This window comes from Diaphorobacter nitroreducens (assembly GCF_002214645.1).
GTDB lineage: Bacteria > Pseudomonadota > Gammaproteobacteria > Burkholderiales > Burkholderiaceae_C > Diaphorobacter > Diaphorobacter nitroreducens.
This window is the reverse complement of record NZ_CP016278.1, coordinates 1,776,441-1,790,367: the sequence shown is the minus strand read 5'-3', so window position 1 is coordinate 1,790,367 and position 13,927 is coordinate 1,776,441. Positions and strand designations below refer to the sequence as shown.

14 protein-coding genes are annotated in these 13,927 nt (G+C 67.9%); 5 read left to right on the top strand and 9 right to left on the bottom strand.

The window, feature by feature from the left end; translation table 11 throughout:
* The first annotated feature begins 6 nt into the window (after positions 1 to 6).
* Complete coding sequence (locus BA022_RS08460; RefSeq protein WP_088888561.1) at positions 7 to 246, top strand: hypothetical protein; 240 nt, start codon at positions 7 to 9, stop codon at positions 244 to 246.
* Positions 247 to 321: 75 nt separating this feature from the next.
* On the opposite strand, the gene BA022_RS08455 is transcribed toward BA022_RS08460, so the two are convergent.
* From BA022_RS08455 to BA022_RS08430, 6 genes are all read right to left on the bottom strand, one after another.
* The gene (locus BA022_RS08455; RefSeq protein WP_088887184.1) at positions 322 to 957 is read right to left on the bottom strand and encodes a hypothetical protein; all 636 of its coding nucleotides are present in this window, start codon (positions 955 to 957) and stop codon (positions 322 to 324) included.
* A 69-nt stretch (positions 958 to 1,026) separates the two neighbouring features.
* Positions 1,027 to 2,298, bottom strand: coding sequence for a tyrosine-type recombinase/integrase (locus BA022_RS08450; RefSeq protein ID WP_228403755.1), 1,272 nt, complete (start codon positions 2,296 to 2,298; stop codon positions 1,027 to 1,029).
* Between the two features lie 337 nt (positions 2,299 to 2,635).
* Positions 2,636 to 3,130 (bottom strand): dihydrofolate reductase, encoded by a 495-nt coding sequence (locus tag BA022_RS08445; protein WP_088887182.1) that lies wholly within the window; start codon positions 3,128 to 3,130, stop codon positions 2,636 to 2,638.
* 16 nt (positions 3,131 to 3,146) lie between these two features.
* Positions 3,147 to 3,980, bottom strand: a complete 834-nt coding sequence (locus BA022_RS08440) for a thymidylate synthase (protein ID WP_088887181.1) — start codon at positions 3,978 to 3,980, stop codon at positions 3,147 to 3,149.
* A gap of 52 nt (positions 3,981 to 4,032) precedes the next feature.
* Positions 4,033 to 5,457 carry an FAD-binding oxidoreductase gene (locus BA022_RS08435; RefSeq protein WP_088887180.1) on the bottom strand — a complete coding sequence of 475 codons (1,425 nt, stop codon included), beginning with the start codon at positions 5,455 to 5,457 and terminating at the stop codon, positions 4,033 to 4,035.
* A gap of 41 nt (positions 5,458 to 5,498) precedes the next feature.
* On the bottom strand, positions 5,499 to 5,915 hold the full coding sequence (locus tag BA022_RS08430; protein WP_088887179.1) for a DUF2069 domain-containing protein: 417 nt from the start codon (positions 5,913 to 5,915) through the stop codon (positions 5,499 to 5,501).
* Positions 5,916 to 5,936: 21 nt separating this feature from the next.
* Between BA022_RS08430 and BA022_RS08425 the strand changes: the two genes are divergently transcribed.
* Positions 5,937 to 7,226, top strand: a complete 1,290-nt coding sequence (locus BA022_RS08425; RefSeq protein ID WP_088887178.1) for a YihY family inner membrane protein — start codon at positions 5,937 to 5,939, stop codon at positions 7,224 to 7,226.
* Positions 7,227 to 7,250: 24 nt separating this feature from the next.
* Here the strand turns inward: BA022_RS08425 and hpnE are convergent, their stop codons facing one another.
* Both hpnE and hpnD read right to left on the bottom strand, forming a co-directional pair.
* On the bottom strand, positions 7,251 to 8,555 hold the full coding sequence (gene hpnE / locus BA022_RS08420; RefSeq protein ID WP_088887177.1) for a hydroxysqualene dehydroxylase HpnE: 1,305 nt from the start codon (positions 8,553 to 8,555) through the stop codon (positions 7,251 to 7,253).
* The gene (gene hpnD, locus BA022_RS08415) at positions 8,552 to 9,391 is read right to left on the bottom strand and encodes a presqualene diphosphate synthase HpnD (RefSeq protein ID WP_015912817.1); all 840 of its coding nucleotides are present in this window, start codon (positions 9,389 to 9,391) and stop codon (positions 8,552 to 8,554) included. The genes hpnE and hpnD overlap by 4 nt, the downstream gene beginning before the upstream one ends.
* Before the next feature lie 147 nt (positions 9,392 to 9,538).
* Between hpnD and BA022_RS08410 the strand changes: the two genes are divergently transcribed.
* Both BA022_RS08410 and BA022_RS08405 read left to right on the top strand, forming a co-directional pair.
* Positions 9,539 to 10,429: a UDP-2,3-diacylglucosamine diphosphatase gene (locus BA022_RS08410; RefSeq protein WP_011804635.1), complete on the top strand. Its 891-nt coding sequence runs from the start codon at positions 9,539 to 9,541 to the stop codon at positions 10,427 to 10,429.
* A 5-nt stretch (positions 10,430 to 10,434) separates the two neighbouring features.
* Entirely contained in the window at positions 10,435 to 11,601 is a 1,167-nt protein-coding gene (locus BA022_RS08405) for a glycosyltransferase (protein WP_088887176.1), read from the top strand.
* An 84-nt stretch (positions 11,602 to 11,685) separates the two neighbouring features.
* Here the strand turns inward: BA022_RS08405 and hpnC are convergent, their stop codons facing one another.
* Positions 11,686 to 12,576: a squalene synthase HpnC gene (gene hpnC, locus BA022_RS08400; RefSeq protein WP_088887175.1), complete on the bottom strand. Its 891-nt coding sequence runs from the start codon at positions 12,574 to 12,576 to the stop codon at positions 11,686 to 11,688.
* A gap of 87 nt (positions 12,577 to 12,663) precedes the next feature.
* Between hpnC and BA022_RS08395 the strand changes: the two genes are divergently transcribed.
* Entirely contained in the window at positions 12,664 to 13,917 is a 1,254-nt protein-coding gene (locus BA022_RS08395) for an efflux RND transporter periplasmic adaptor subunit (protein ID WP_088887174.1), read from the top strand.
* Positions 13,918 to 13,927: the final 10 nt, after the last annotated feature.

The following is a 13,927-nucleotide window of genomic DNA, read 5'->3' as shown; positions in this document are numbered from 1 at the left end:
ACAGACATGCCAGACATTGCTCGCAAGTCTTTCGATCCGGAGTTCGATGCCGCGTGGCGTCTTTTCATGGCGATGCATGACGCCCCTTCCAACGCAACGGCGAAGGATCTTGTCGAATGGCTCGCCCAGTGCCCGCGGCATGTTCGGGCCTTTGACGATGTGCTGACATTGTGGGCTCTGGCCGGGGGGGGGCTCGCCAAGCGCGCCAATGCTGCTGTGCTGGAAGTGCCGTGCAGTGTCCAATGATGATCATTCGGCGTGATCAGGGGCCCCCGTGCGTCTCTGCCGCATGGTCGACCGGGCCCTCATGCTGTAAAGCCATCAAGCCAAGACCCGAATGGCGGGCCGACCTTCAACCGGCATCGCCCACAACTGCTTGCGCGTCATGCGAATGCCTGGCCGGTTGATCTCGCTGTCATTGGCCATTTTTAGCGCTTTGGCGATATTGACGGAGATGTTGTCCAGCGTGCACGGCGTTTTCTCAAAGTAGCTGTGGAAGCTGATGCTGTTCGCCACGTCCTTTTCCCAGTTCCTGACTTGGTGAATGCCCGCTTGGAAGCCGCTGGACGGCGGAACGAGGCCGACGTCCAACTGTTCCAGCCAGCCAACGATCTCCGGGTACTTGTTCGACACGGCGGTTGGCACGATCATGTACTCGGGTATGCCGTGGAAGAAAAAATCGGGTTTCTCCCTCCAAGCCCGAGTCAGAAACTCAGAGGGGGTCATCAGCGTCTTGCTGGTTCGCAATTCGGCATAAAACGCTGCAGATGTGTGGTCGGCCACGATGTAGTGGACAGCGTGTTCCTTGTCCGCCTCCTCAATCTTGTCGAGCTTCACCTCCATCGCTTTGTCTTGCCACTTCAGCCGCCGATCCTTCAGCGCGTAGAGATGCTTGGATGGTGTGATGAAAAGCTGATGGATGTAGTTGGGATAGGGGGAGCGGTAGTGGTTGATCATGCTGGCGGTGTCATGGAGGTCGGCGGGAATCAGGTGGGCTTGCGGTCTTGGGCAGCGTTTGTGCTTCGATCAAGCGACACGACGAAGAGGAACAACCGTCCAGGGCATACCCTGTTCGCAGGCCACAAGAAATGCGGCCCATAGTTCGAGCGCAGCATGCCGTTCTGGGAGATAGTCGTACTGGTCGTAGATTTCCTCCATGCCTTTCAAGATATGGTTCAACGCTCGTTCTGAGACCTCGTTGGTAACTCCCATCGCTTTCATGTGTGATTTCGCGGTGCTCCGGGTGTCGTGCGGAGTGAACTTCCGGATGTCCAGGCCGCCTCTCTCGAACCTGCGGGTCAAGGCCGCCCAGAGAGTGCTGTTGCCAACGTGCGTGTCGCCACCGAGCCTGGCTCGCCGGTGACCCCGGCGAGCGGGCAGAACCCAGCGCGAGTCTCCAGCGCACTTCTTCAACTCCCGGAACCACGAGACCACCGTCGGACAGAGGGGCACCACGTACCCGCGCCGAGTCTTCACGGTGTCTTCGGTGACAATCCAGATGCCCTTGTCCAAGTCTACGTTGATCCACTGTGCCTTGACGAGCTCGATGGTCCGCACGCAAGTTGCGAGCATGATTCTGAAGGCCAGGGCGTTCTCGGCACCGATCGATTCGATGTCGGGCAGCAGGGTTCGCAACTCGGTTTCGGACAGCATCAGTCTGCGGCGCACGGGCGGGCGAGGGCCAATGACCGATACCAGATCAATCCCGATGGTCGGGTTAACATGGATCAACCGCTTGCCAAGCGCATGCGCGAACAGCCGGTTGCAGGTCGAGCGGAGGCGCTTGCACATCGTCCAGGTGCGCCCCGAGTCGGCGATCATGCCCACGATGTCTGCTGACGTCACGCCGGTGACGAGCATCGCGCCAAGCTTCGGGATGATGACTTGGTCGAGGTCCGCGTTACGGGCTTCCTGCGTGCTCTCTGCCAGTGCCGCAACGATCTTCTCGCGGTAGTCCTCGGCCAACTCGCGAACACTCCAGGTGGTCCGAACGCGGACCTTATCCTGCTTTTTCGTGATCGCGGGGTCTCCCCCCTTGTCGATCTCGACGCGTTTCTCTCGCGCCAACTGACGCGCAGCTGGAAGACTGATGTCGGGATAGTTGCCGAGCGTGAGTTCGCGGGCGCGCCCGCCGTACTGATATCGAAGAACCCAGGTGGCGGTGCCAGCGGCCGAAAGCGTGAAGGTGAGCCCGTCGCCGTCAGTTCGGGCGACGGGTTGGCGCGCGCGAATCCAGTGCTGGATTTGCACGGGTGTCAGTAGGTTCTTGCCCCTCTTTGCCACCTTGAAGTCCTCCATACAGAACCCCTGGTGACGATTGACAGAGGTTATGTCTACGACAGCTTGTCCACTTCGAACGGAGGCGCAACATCAACTTCTTAGCTACGTCTCTGGCTACAAATTCTAGCTACGAAGCCAGCTACAAATCAAGCCCGATATGCTCTGGCACGGTAGGGCATGAAGTGGGAGAAAACTATTTGGTGACAATGCCTTATCTACGTGTGGAGTGGAACGTCTTGACACGTGTTGATGTTGCAGTAGGCATTGCAGGTGGCGATTTGCATGTTTTTGGCCTCCAACGCTTTTACAGCAAGCGCAAGCAGCTATCAAAAATAGAGTGAGAAGTGCGCGGGCGTCAGCCGCGGCGCTCGAAGGTCACGAAGGCGTAGGGCAGGCCGCCCGCGCCCACATGGCTGCTACGGGCCGTTTCCACCCATTCCGGTCCCAGAGCCGGGGCGTAGGCATCGCCCTCGTAGTCCTGCGCGATCTCGGTCACCTCGACGCGCGTGGCCAGGGGCAGGGCCTGGGCGTAGATCTGCGCGCCGCCGATGACCCATGCCGTGGTGCTGCCGGACTGCTGGGCCAAGGCGAGTGCCTCAGGCAGGCTGGATGCGCGCTGGGCGCCGCTTTCCTGCCAGTCGGCCTGGCGCGTCACGACGATGTTGGCGCGGCCCGGCAGCGGCCGAAAGCGCGGGGGCAGCGAGTCCCAGGTCTTGCGGCCCATGATCACCGGGTGGCCCTGGGTGAGCGCCTTGAAATGCGCCAGGTCTTCGGGCAGGTGCCAGGGCATGGTGCCGTCCTTGCCGATCACGCCGTTGGCGGCGCGTGCGTAGATCAGGTTCACTTGCATGGCTGTTCGTCCCGCCTCAGACCGCCACCGGCGCCTTGATGGCGGGGTGGTGTTCGTAGCCCACCACTTCGAAGTCTTCGTAGGCGTAGTCAAAGATGGATGCGGGCCGGCGCTTGATCTGCAGCGTTGGGTAGGCGTAGGGCTGGCGCGCCAGTTGGGTCTGCACCTGCTCGAAATGGTTGCTGTAGATATGGCAGTCGCCGCCGGTCCAGATGAAGTCGCCCACCTGCAGGTCGCACTGCTGCGCCACCATGTGCGTGAGCAGCGCGTACGACGCGATGTTGAACGGCACGCCCAGGAAGATGTCTGCGCTGCGCTGGTAGAGCTGGCAGCTCAGTTTGCCCGGCTCACCGGCCACCTGCGATGGCGCCACGTAGAACTGGAAGAACGCGTGGCAGGGCATGAGCGCCATCCGGTCCAGCTCGGCCACGTTCCAGGCGCTCACGATGATGCGGCGGCTGTCGGGGTGGGTCTTGAGCGTGTCGATCACCTGCTGGATCTGGTCGATGTGGCCGCCGTCCGGCGTAGGCCAGCTGCGCCACTGCACGCCGTACACGGGGCCCAGGCTGCCGTCGTCGCGCGCCCACTCGTCCCAGATGGTGCAGCCGCGCTCCTGCAGCCAGCGCACGTTGCTGTCGCCGCGCAGGAACCAGAGCAGCTCCAGGATGATGGACTTGAGGTGCACCTTCTTGGTGGTCACCAGGGGAAAGCCTTCGGCCAGGTCAAAGCGCATCTGGTGGCCGAACACGCTCCTGGTGCCCGTGCCCGTGCGGTCGCCCTTGGCCGTGCCGTGCTCGAACACGTGGCGCATCAGGTCTTCGTATTGGTGGCGGATGGGGCGTGGGGTCATGGTCTTGAATGAAAAGTGGCTCCAGCGCTTGCTAGACAAGCGCCAACAGCTCTCATTTTTGAAGAATGCAGCCCGGGTTCATGAGGCCCTGCGGGTCCAGGGCCTGCTTGATGGCGCGCATCAGCCCCAGGGCCACGGGCGACTTGTACTGCGCCAGCTTGTCGGCCTTGAGCACGCCCACGCCGTGCTCGGCCGAGAACGAGCCGTCGAACTGCGCCACCGCGTCGTACACCAGGGCGTTGACGCGGTCCTCCTGCGTGCGCAGGAACTCCCGCGCATCGCCGCCCGCCGGCGCCTGTACGTTGTAGTGCAGATTGCCGTCGCCCAGGTGGCCGAAGTTGACCAGGCGCACGCCGGGAATCTCGCGCTGCAGCAGCGCATCGGTGTGCTCCACGAACGCGGGGATGCGCGACGCGGCGATCGAGATGTCGTGCTTGATGTTCAGGCCTTCTTCGGCCTGGGCCAGCGGAATGCTCTCGCGGATATGCCACAGCTCATGCGCTTGCGACAGGCTCTCGGCGACCACCGCGTCCAGCACGCAGCCGTCCTCGAAGGCCAGTTCCAGCAGCGCCTCGAAGCGCTGGCGCGCGTGTTCTTCGGATTCGCTGTCGCTGTTTTCCAGCAGCACGTAGTAGGGTGGCGCGCCGTCCAGCCCGGCGAACGGCACGCGCAGCTGCGGCATGTGCTTGATTACCAGCGACAGCGCGAACTGCCCCATCACCTCGAAACCCGTGAGCCCGGCCCCCAGGTGCTGGTGCGACAGGCCCAGCAGGCGCACGGCCGCCCCCATCGACGGCACGGCGGCCCAGGCGGTGAGCTGCGCGGCGGGCTGGGGGAAGAGCTTCATGGTGGCCGCGGTGATGATGCCGAGCGTGCCTTCGCTGCCGATGTACAGGTCGCGCAGGTCGTAGCCGGTGTTGTCCTTGCGCAGGCCCGAGAGGCCGTTCCACACCTCGCCCTGGGGCGTGACCACCTCCAGCCCAAGGCACAGCTCGCGCGTGTTGCCGTAGCGCACCACCTGCGTGCCGCCGGCATTGGTGGACAGGTTGCCGCCGATGGTGCAACTGCCTTCTGCGGCAAGCGACAGCGGGAACAGCAGTTCGGCTTTCTCGGCCGTCTCCTGCAGGGCCTGCAATATGCAGCCGGCCTCCACCGTCATGGTGAGGTTGTCGCGGTCGATGGCGCGCACCGCATTCATGCGCGTGAGGCTCAGCACCACCTGTGTGCCGCTGCCGTCGGGCGTGCTGCCCACCGACAGGCCGGTGTTGCCGCCCTGCGGCACGATCGCCGCGCCGGCATCGGCACAGGCGCGGACCACTGCTGCCACCTCGGCCGTGGAGCCCGGGCGCACCACGGCCAGGGACTTGCCATGGGAGCGCTTGCGCCAGTCCTGTTCATAGGCGGCAAGGTCGCCCTCGGTCAGTACATGGGCGGCGCCAACGATCTGGCGCAGGGTGTCGAGCAGGGCAGTGGTCATGGCGGTCAATCCAGTCGATGTCAGGCAAAGGCTCAGCACGCTCATGCAGGCGCGGCGGCGCGTGCCGCCTTGGCGGCACGCTGGCGCAGCCGCACATGCAGCGCGCAGGCGGTGAACAGCAGCAGGCACAGCACGATCTCCAGGCCCGCCAGCCAGTTGCCGGGCGTCGGGTCACTCCAGGCGCGCACCACCCCTTCGGTGAAATACAGCCACACCAGCAGGCTGACCCAGCGGTAGGTGTACATGCGCCGCTTGAGCAACCCGGCCAGCGGCACCGCCAGCGGCAGGGCCTTGAGCGCCAGCCACGAGCCGCCCGGGCGCACCGGCGCCAGCCACAGCTCCCAGGCCAGGCTCAGCACGATCAGCGCCGCCAGGCTGCCCACGGCCAGCCAGCGCGTGGCCGCCACGTCGGTGGCGATGTGCAGGGCGGGGGCGGGGGGCAGGGTTTCGCGATGCATGGGGCTGGCATCATATCGGTCATGTCGTTGTCCCTACAGTCCATTGCAGTGCGTGCCGAGGAGTGGCTGGTGGAGCTTTCCCACTTCCCCTGGCGCACCACCGCGCAGACGCTGCGCGAGCGCTTTCGCGAGGACCGCCTGGGGCTGACGGCCAGCAGCCTCACCTTCACCACGCTGCTGTCGCTGGTGCCGTTCGTGACGGTGGCGCTGGCCATGTTCACCGTGTTCCCCATGTTTGCCGAGATGCAGCTCGTGCTGCAGCGCTGGCTGGTGGACAGCCTGGTGCCCGACAGCATCTCGCGCCCGGTGCTGGGCTACCTCACGCAGTTCGCCGCCAAGGCGCATGGCCTGGGCGCGGCGGGCTTGTCCATCCTCATGGTGACCGCGCTGGCGCTGATCCTCACCATCGATCGCACGCTCAACAACATCTGGCGCGTGCAGCGCCTGCGCCCGCTGGGCCAGCGTGTGCTGATCTACTGGGCCGCGCTCACGCTCGGTCCGCTGGTGCTGGCGGCCAGCCTGGCGTTGACCACCTCGGTCGCCAGCGCCGCGTCGCGCGGTATCGGCGACACGCTACCGGGCGGAGCGCGCCTGCTGTTCGATGCGATCGAGTTCTTCGTGCTGGCCGCCGGCATGGCGGCGCTGTACCGCTATGTGCCCAACACCCAGGTGCACTGGCGCCACGCCTGGGCGGGCGGGGTGTTCGTCGCCGTGGGCATCGAGCTGGCCAAGAAAGTGCTGTCGCTGTACCTGGCGTCGGTACCCACCTATTCGGTGCTGTACGGCACGTTCGCCACGCTGCCCATCTTGCTGCTGTGGGTGTACGTGGCCTGGGTCATCGTGCTGCTGGGTGCGGTGGTGGCCGCCTATCTACCGAGCCTGCTCGCCGGCGTGGCGCGCTGCGCCACGGGCGAGGGCTGGGCCTTCTTGCTGGCCGTGGAGGTGCTGCAGCAGCTGCACCGCGCGCGCCAGCAACCGCCCCACGGGCTGAGCGTGCTGGAGCTGGCCCAGCGGCTGCGCGTGGATGTGCTGCAGGTGGGGTCCGTGCTGCCGGTGCTGGCGGCGCTGGATTGGGTGGTGCGGGTGGACGAGACGGCCGCCGACGGGTCCGACGCAGCCGACGCACGCTACGTGCTGCTGGCCGAGCCGGCCACCACGCACATGGAGCCGCTGGTGCAACGCCTGCTGCTGGCGCGCACCCCGCCGCTGGAGCGCCTGTGGGCGCACACGGGGCTGGAGGTGCTCACGCTGGCCGACGTGCTGCCGCGCGAGTCCGTGCAGCGGCCATCTGAGATGCTCCTTAAACGATAGCTGTTAGCGCTTGATGGGTAAGCGCTAGAGGCTGTTTTGGCCTAAATCCTGCGCGGCCGCCGCGCCGTGCAGTACCGCGCCCTCCAACGTGGCGGGGTAGGGCCCTGCCACGTAGTCGCCGCAGGCCTGCAGGCCGTGCGCAATCACGCGCGGCGGGCGCGCCAGGGCGGGCGTGCAGGCAAAGGTGGCGCGCTTTTCCACCACCGTCTGCACCACGCGCAGACCGGGCAAGGCCAGGTCCTCGGCCGCCTGGGCCAGCACGTCGCGCTCCAGCGCGGCGCGCTCGCCCTCGAAGGCGCTGACCACGAACGCCAGCAGCCCGGCCGGGCCGCCCAGCAGCGCGCGGTCGAAGACGAACTGCGCGGGCCGTTGTGCCCGCGCGCGCAGCGCCAGCATGGGGCGGGGCAGCAGCGGGGTGCGCGCTCCCGGCAGTTCGGCATACACGGTGGCGATGGCGCCAAAGCGCAGTGCCTGCGCACCGGCGGCCCAGGTCTGCAGGGCGGGACGCTGGGGCGCGGGCACGGCGGCTTCGGCCACCAGGCGGGCGGACTCGGTGCTGCTGGTGGCCAGCAGCACGGCGTCGAACGCGCAGCCGTCCACGCGCCAGCCGGCCTCGTCGCGTGCGAGTGCCTGCACGCGTTGGCCGCGGTGCACCGCGTGGCCGCGCTGCTGCAGCCAGTGCGCCGCGGGCTCGGGGAACAGCGCGCCCAGGTCGGTGCGCGGCAGCAGCAAGTGGGAGCCGCCCCGACCGGCGAACAGGCTGTCGTGCAGCACGCGCAGGAACACCTGGCCGCAGGAATCTTGCACGGGCGTGTTCAACGCCGACACGCACAGCGGCGCGATGAACTCGTCCACCAGCCGCTGTGGCAGGCCTGCGCACAAGTCCGACACGCTGGTGCCCGGTGCACACCGGAACCCCGCCAGCCGCCAGCGTGCGGCGCGCGCCAGCAGGGCCGCACGCTCGCGCAGGCTCCAGCCACGTGCGCGGGCGATGCCGGCCAGCGCATCCCAGGGCGGCGGGGCATCGGGCAGGGCCAGGCCGCTGCCGTCGGGGAACACTAGCGCCAGGGGTAGGCGCAGCAGGGCGGAGTCGGGCGTGACGCCCACGGCGCGCATCAGGCGCAGGCATTCGGCATAGGCGCCGATGAGGATGTGCTGGCCGTTGTCCAGCACCAGGGGCGAGCCGTCCGCGCGCTGGCCGGCCACGGCGCGCGCGCGCCCGCCCAGGGTGCGGCTGGCCTCGAACACGCTGACCGCGTGGCCCGCCTGGGCCGCATGCACGGCCGCGGCCATGCCGGCCCAGCCGGCGCCGACGATGGCAACCTTCACATCATCCCCAGCGCCTGCACCTTCCAGGCCAGCCAGAACTTGCGCAGCGGCGTGAGGCTGGTGCGCTGGTGCAGTACCTGGAAGTTGTCGGCCTCGATCTCGCGCAGCAGCGTGCGGTAGATGCTGGCCATCATCAGGCCGGGCTTCTGCGCGCGCCGATCCACGTCGGGCAGCAGCGCCAGCGCCTGGTCGTAGAAGAGGTGCGCGCGCTCGGCCTGAAAGCGCATCAGCGCGGTGAAGCGCTCCGAATACTCGCGTTTGGTGATCTCGTGCGCCTTCACATCGAACTGCTGCAGCTCGGAAATGGGCAGGTAGATGCGCCCACGCATGGCGTCCTCGCCCACGTCGCGGATGATGTTGGTGAGCTGGAACGCCAGGCCCAGCTTGTGCGCGTACTGCGTGGTGCGCTCATCTTGCTGGCCGAAGATGCGCGCCGCCACCTCGCCCACCACGCCGGCCACCAGGTGGCAGTAGCGCGCCAGGCCCGCGAAGTCCAGGTAGCGCGTCTGCTCCAGGTCCATCTGGCAGCCCTCGATCACGGCCAGCAGGTGGCGCTGTTCGATGCCGTAGGCGGCCGCATGCGGCATCAGCGCCTGCATCACCGGGTGGCTGGGTTGCCCGGCAAAGGCCTTGGCCACCTCGCCCTGCCACCAGGCCAGCTTGGCCTGGGCCACGCTGGCTTCGGAGACTTCGTCCACCACGTCGTCCACCTCGCGGCAAAAGGCGTAGAAGGCCGTGATGGCCGTACGCCGCTCGCGCGGCAGGAAGAGGAAAGCGTAGTAGAAGCTGCTGCCGGAGGCGGCGGCCTTTTGCTGGACGTACTGTTCAGGACTCATGGGGGCGTGATTCTCCCATGGCCCTGGGCGGGGCTCGCGGGGGAAACATGCGCAGCGCAGGGCCGGAGCGCTGCGCCGCCGCAACGTCACTGGCCAGACGTGGAAATGTCATGCCGCTGTCGTGGCGCCGGCCCACCATGCCTGTTCATGATGCGCGACGATGCCTTCCTGAACGCCTGGAAATCCTCCGCGGCCCGGCCGCCGGACGACCCAGCGGATGATGCATGCGACCCGGCGCGCCCCCCGCTGCGCTACCGCACGCTCTGGATTTCCGATCTGCACCTGGGCACGCCCGGCTGCCAGGCGCAGGCGCTGCTGGACTTTCTCAAGCACACCGAGTGCGAGACGCTGTTTCTGGTGGGTGACATCATCGACGGCTGGCAACTGCGCCGCCAGTGGTACTGGCCGCAGGCGCACAACGACGTGGTGCAGAAGCTGTTGCGCAAGGCCCGCAAGGGCACGCGCGTGATCTTCATCCCCGGCAACCATGACGAGTTTGCGCGCCGTTATGTGCAGCTCAACTTCGGCGGCGTTGCCGTCGCGGAGGACTGGGTGCACGAGACGGCCGACGGCCGCGCGCTGTGGGTGATCCATGGCGACCTGTTCGATGGCGTGATCCAGTGCGCCAAGTGGCTGGCCCATGTGGGCGACTCGCTCTACGAATTCACGCTCAAGCTCAACCGGCACCTGAACACCCTGCGCGCGCGCCTGGGGCTGCCGTACTGGTCGCTGTCCAAATATCTCAAGCTCAAGGTCAAGCGCGCCGTGAGCTACGTGGGCGACTTCGAGAACGCGGTGGCTCGCGAAGCGCGCAAGCGAGGCCTGCACGGCGTGGTGTGCGGGCACATCCACCATGCGGAGCTGCGAGACATCGACGGCATCCTGTATGCCAACGATGGCGACTGGGTGGAAAGCCTCAGCGCGCTGGCCGAGCACGCCGATGGGCGCCTGGAGATCCTGCACTGGGCGCAGCACATGCCCGTGCAGCGCAAGAGCGGCGCAGAACTACCGCAACCCATTCCTGTCACTACCGATTGAAGTCCATGGCGCCTGAAGCTGCCCCGTTGGTCGAGCTGATCTATTTCAATGCCGGGGGCGGACACCGCACCTCCGCGCTGGCGCTGGAAGCGGCCATCGCCCGCGCCGGGCTGCCGTGGCAGGTGTGCCGCACCAATCTCTTCGAGGTGCTGGACCCGAACGCGCGTTTTCGCCAGTGGACGGGCATGGAACCGGAAGACGTCTACAACAAGCGCCTGGCCCGGGGCTGGACGCTGGGGCTGACGCACGAGTTGCGCCTGCTGCAGGGCATGATCCGCTGGAACCACCAGCGGCTCATGCAGTCGCTGCGCCGGCACTGGGCGGCACGCCGGCCGGCGATGGTGGTGTCGCTGGTGCCCAACTTCAACCGCGCCATGGCCGACGCGCTGGAGCAGGCCCTGCCAGGCGTGCCCTACGTCACGGTGATGACCGATCTGGCCGACTGCCCGCCCAGCTTCTGGATGGAGCCGCAAACCCAGCAGATCGTGGTCTGTGGCTCGCCTTATGCCGTGGACCAGGCGCGCGCTGCGGGCTTTCCGCCCCACCGCATCTGGGAGACCTCGGGCATGGTGCTGAGTGCGCAGTTCCATGCGCCGGTGGGCCAGGATCGTGCCGCCGAGCGGGCGCGGCTGGGGCTGGACGAGCGCCCCGTGGGGCTGGTGCTGTTCGGCTCCGAGGGTTCTAGGGAGATGGTGACGATAGCCCGCCGCTTGACGGACACCCCGCTGATCCTGGCCTGCGGGCGCAACGCGGCCCTGGCGCAGGCTCTGCGCGCGCTGCGCCGCAACGCGCCTACCGTGGTGCTCGAATACACGCGCGAGATGGCGCGCGTCATGCAGCTGGCGGACTTCTTCATCGGCAAGCCGGGCAGCGGCAGCCTGAGCGAGGCCGTGCACATGGGGCTGCCGCCCCTCGTCACGCGCAATGCGTGGACCATGCCGCAGGAGCGTTACTGCACGGAATGGGTGGGTGAGCAGGGCCTGGGACTGGTGTTGCCGAGCTTTCGATCCATCGCTTCGGGCGTGCAGGCCCTGCTGTCCGACCTGCCGCGCTACCAGGCCGCGACGCGGCGCCTGCACAACCGTGCGGCGGCCGAAGTGCCGCAGGCGCTGGCGCAGATCCTGCGCCATGCGCAGGCCCGCGCCGAATGGGCCGGGCGCTGGGTAGCCTGAGGGTTGCACGCGCGCCGCGCGATGCGGTGATGGGGGGCCATTGACCCCCGCGTGCTCGCGCTGCTGCAGCGGGTGGGGCGGCCCTTACATGCGCGCGGCGCGTGCCAGCATGCGGGGCCAGTCGAGCGTGCCCAGCCGCGGTCGCGCGAGCAGGCTGGCGCCATCCAGCGCCTGCACCTTGTCCAGAATGCGCAGACCGCCCTGCACGACCAAGCGCAGCTCCCACCCCACACGGCCGGGCAGCCGGTGTACCAGGGGGCTGCCTTCGAGCATGAGAGCGCGGGCCCAGTCCGCGCAGTCCAGCACCAGCCGGTCGCTGGCGGCGGAGCGGCGCTGCGCCGCGAGGTCCGCGCGCGCCACGCCATGGGCGGCGCAGTCGGCATCGGTGAGGTAGTGGCGCCCGCGGGGCAGGTCCACGCTCAGGTCCTGCCAGAAGTTGATGAGTTGCAGCGCGGTGCAGATGGCGTCGCTCTCGCGCAGTGCGTCCTGCCCGTGCTCGCCATACAGGTGCAGCAGCAGACGCCCCACGGGATTGGCCGAGCGGCGGCAGTAGTCCAGCAGCGCGGCGCGGTCGGGGTAGGTGGCGCCGGCCTCGGTCAGGGTGACGTCCTGAATGAAGGCGTCCAGCAGGTCGTCCAGCAGTGCCACGGGCAGCTGGTGGCTGCGCAACATCGCCTGCAGCGGCCCAAACACGGCGGCCCAGCGCGTCTGGGGGGGGTGCCCGGCCGCCACGGATTGAAGCTCGGCGCGGTAGGCACGCAGGTCCGCCAGGCGCTCGGCTGCGCAGGCCGTGCCCTCGTCGGCAATGTCGTCGGCCGTGCGCGCAAACGCGTAGATCGCGGCGATCGGCGGGCGCAGCCGTGGCGGGCACAGCAGCGAAGCCACGGGAAAGTTCTCGTAGTGCGTGACCGGCGGCGCCTCGGCGGGCGCGGTGCGCGGATCGCGCAGGGGGGCGGGGGACTCGGGATGCTTCACGCGGCCATTGTCGTGCTTGACAAGAGCGACCGGCCTCTCATAGATTACTAACCAGTCAGTCAGTAATTTGGCATACCGGATGTTTCCATGACCCACCCTGTCGCACAGCGCGCCGCGGGCCTGCCGGGCCCGTCTTCATTGCAACCCCGCCGCGGGGTTTTTTTGTGGCCGCCGCGTGGCGGCGTGGCGGGTGCTGCACTGGTGCTGGCCGTGGCTGCCTTGGCGCTGGCGGGATGTTCGCGCCGCGAGCCGGCGCCAGAGCCGGTGCGCGCGGTGAAACTGCTCACCGTCGGCGTGGCGCCCCTGCAGATGCACCTGGAATACGCGGGCGAAGTGCGCGCGCGCGTGGAATCGCGCCTGGGTTTTCGCGTGGCCGGCAAGATCGTGCAGCGCCAGGCCGAGCTGGGCCAGCGCGTGCAGGCCGGCCAGGTGTTGGCGCAGTTGGATCCGCGCGACTATGAGCTGGCTGCGCAGGCGGCGCGCGCCCAGGTGGCGTCCGCCACCACGCAGCGTGATTTGGCCGCGGCGGATTTCGAGCGCTTTTCCAAGCTGCGCGCGCAGAACTTCATCAGCGGGGCGGAGCTGGACCGCCGCCAGGCTCAGCTGAAGGCCGCGCAGGCTTCGCTGGACCAGGCGCGCGCGCAGCTCGCTTCCCAGGGCAACCAGACCGAGTACACGCGCATGGTGGCGGATGCGCCGGGGGTGGTGACGTCGGTTGACGCCGAGCCCGGCCAGGTGGTGTCTGCGGGCACGCCGGTGGTGCGCATTGCTCGCGACGGCCCGCGCGACGCGGTGTTCTCGGTGCCGGAGGACAAGGTGGGCCAGTTGCGCGTAGGGCAGGCCGTGCAGGTGCGCGCCTGGTCGGGCGACGCGCTGCTGCAGGGCCGGGTGCGCGAGGTGGCGGCCAGCGCCGATCCGGTGACGCGCACCTTCCTCGTGAAAGTGGCGGTGGAGGGCGCGGACGTGCCGCCGCTGGGCGCCACCGTGTATGTGGCGCCGCAGGTGCTGGCGCGGGGCGGCGTGCAGGCGATCAAGCTGCCCACCAGCGCCCTGCGCCAGGAGGGCGGTCAGACGGTGGTGTGGGTCTATGAGGCCAAGGACGGCAGTGTCACTGGCACCGTGCGCCTGCAGCCGGTGCAGATCGCCACGGCCGACGGCAACGAGGCCGTGATCGCCGCCGGCCTCACCCCCGGCATGCAGGTGGTGGCCACGGGCGTGCATGTGCTGGCGCCGGGACAGGTGGTGACGGTGTACAAGCCAAAAACGGCTCCAACGCCCGAAGGACAAGCGCTACCAGCTATTAATAATGAAGCGCCAGCGGCCTCCGCTGCCGCTCGCTGAGGAGCCGCCC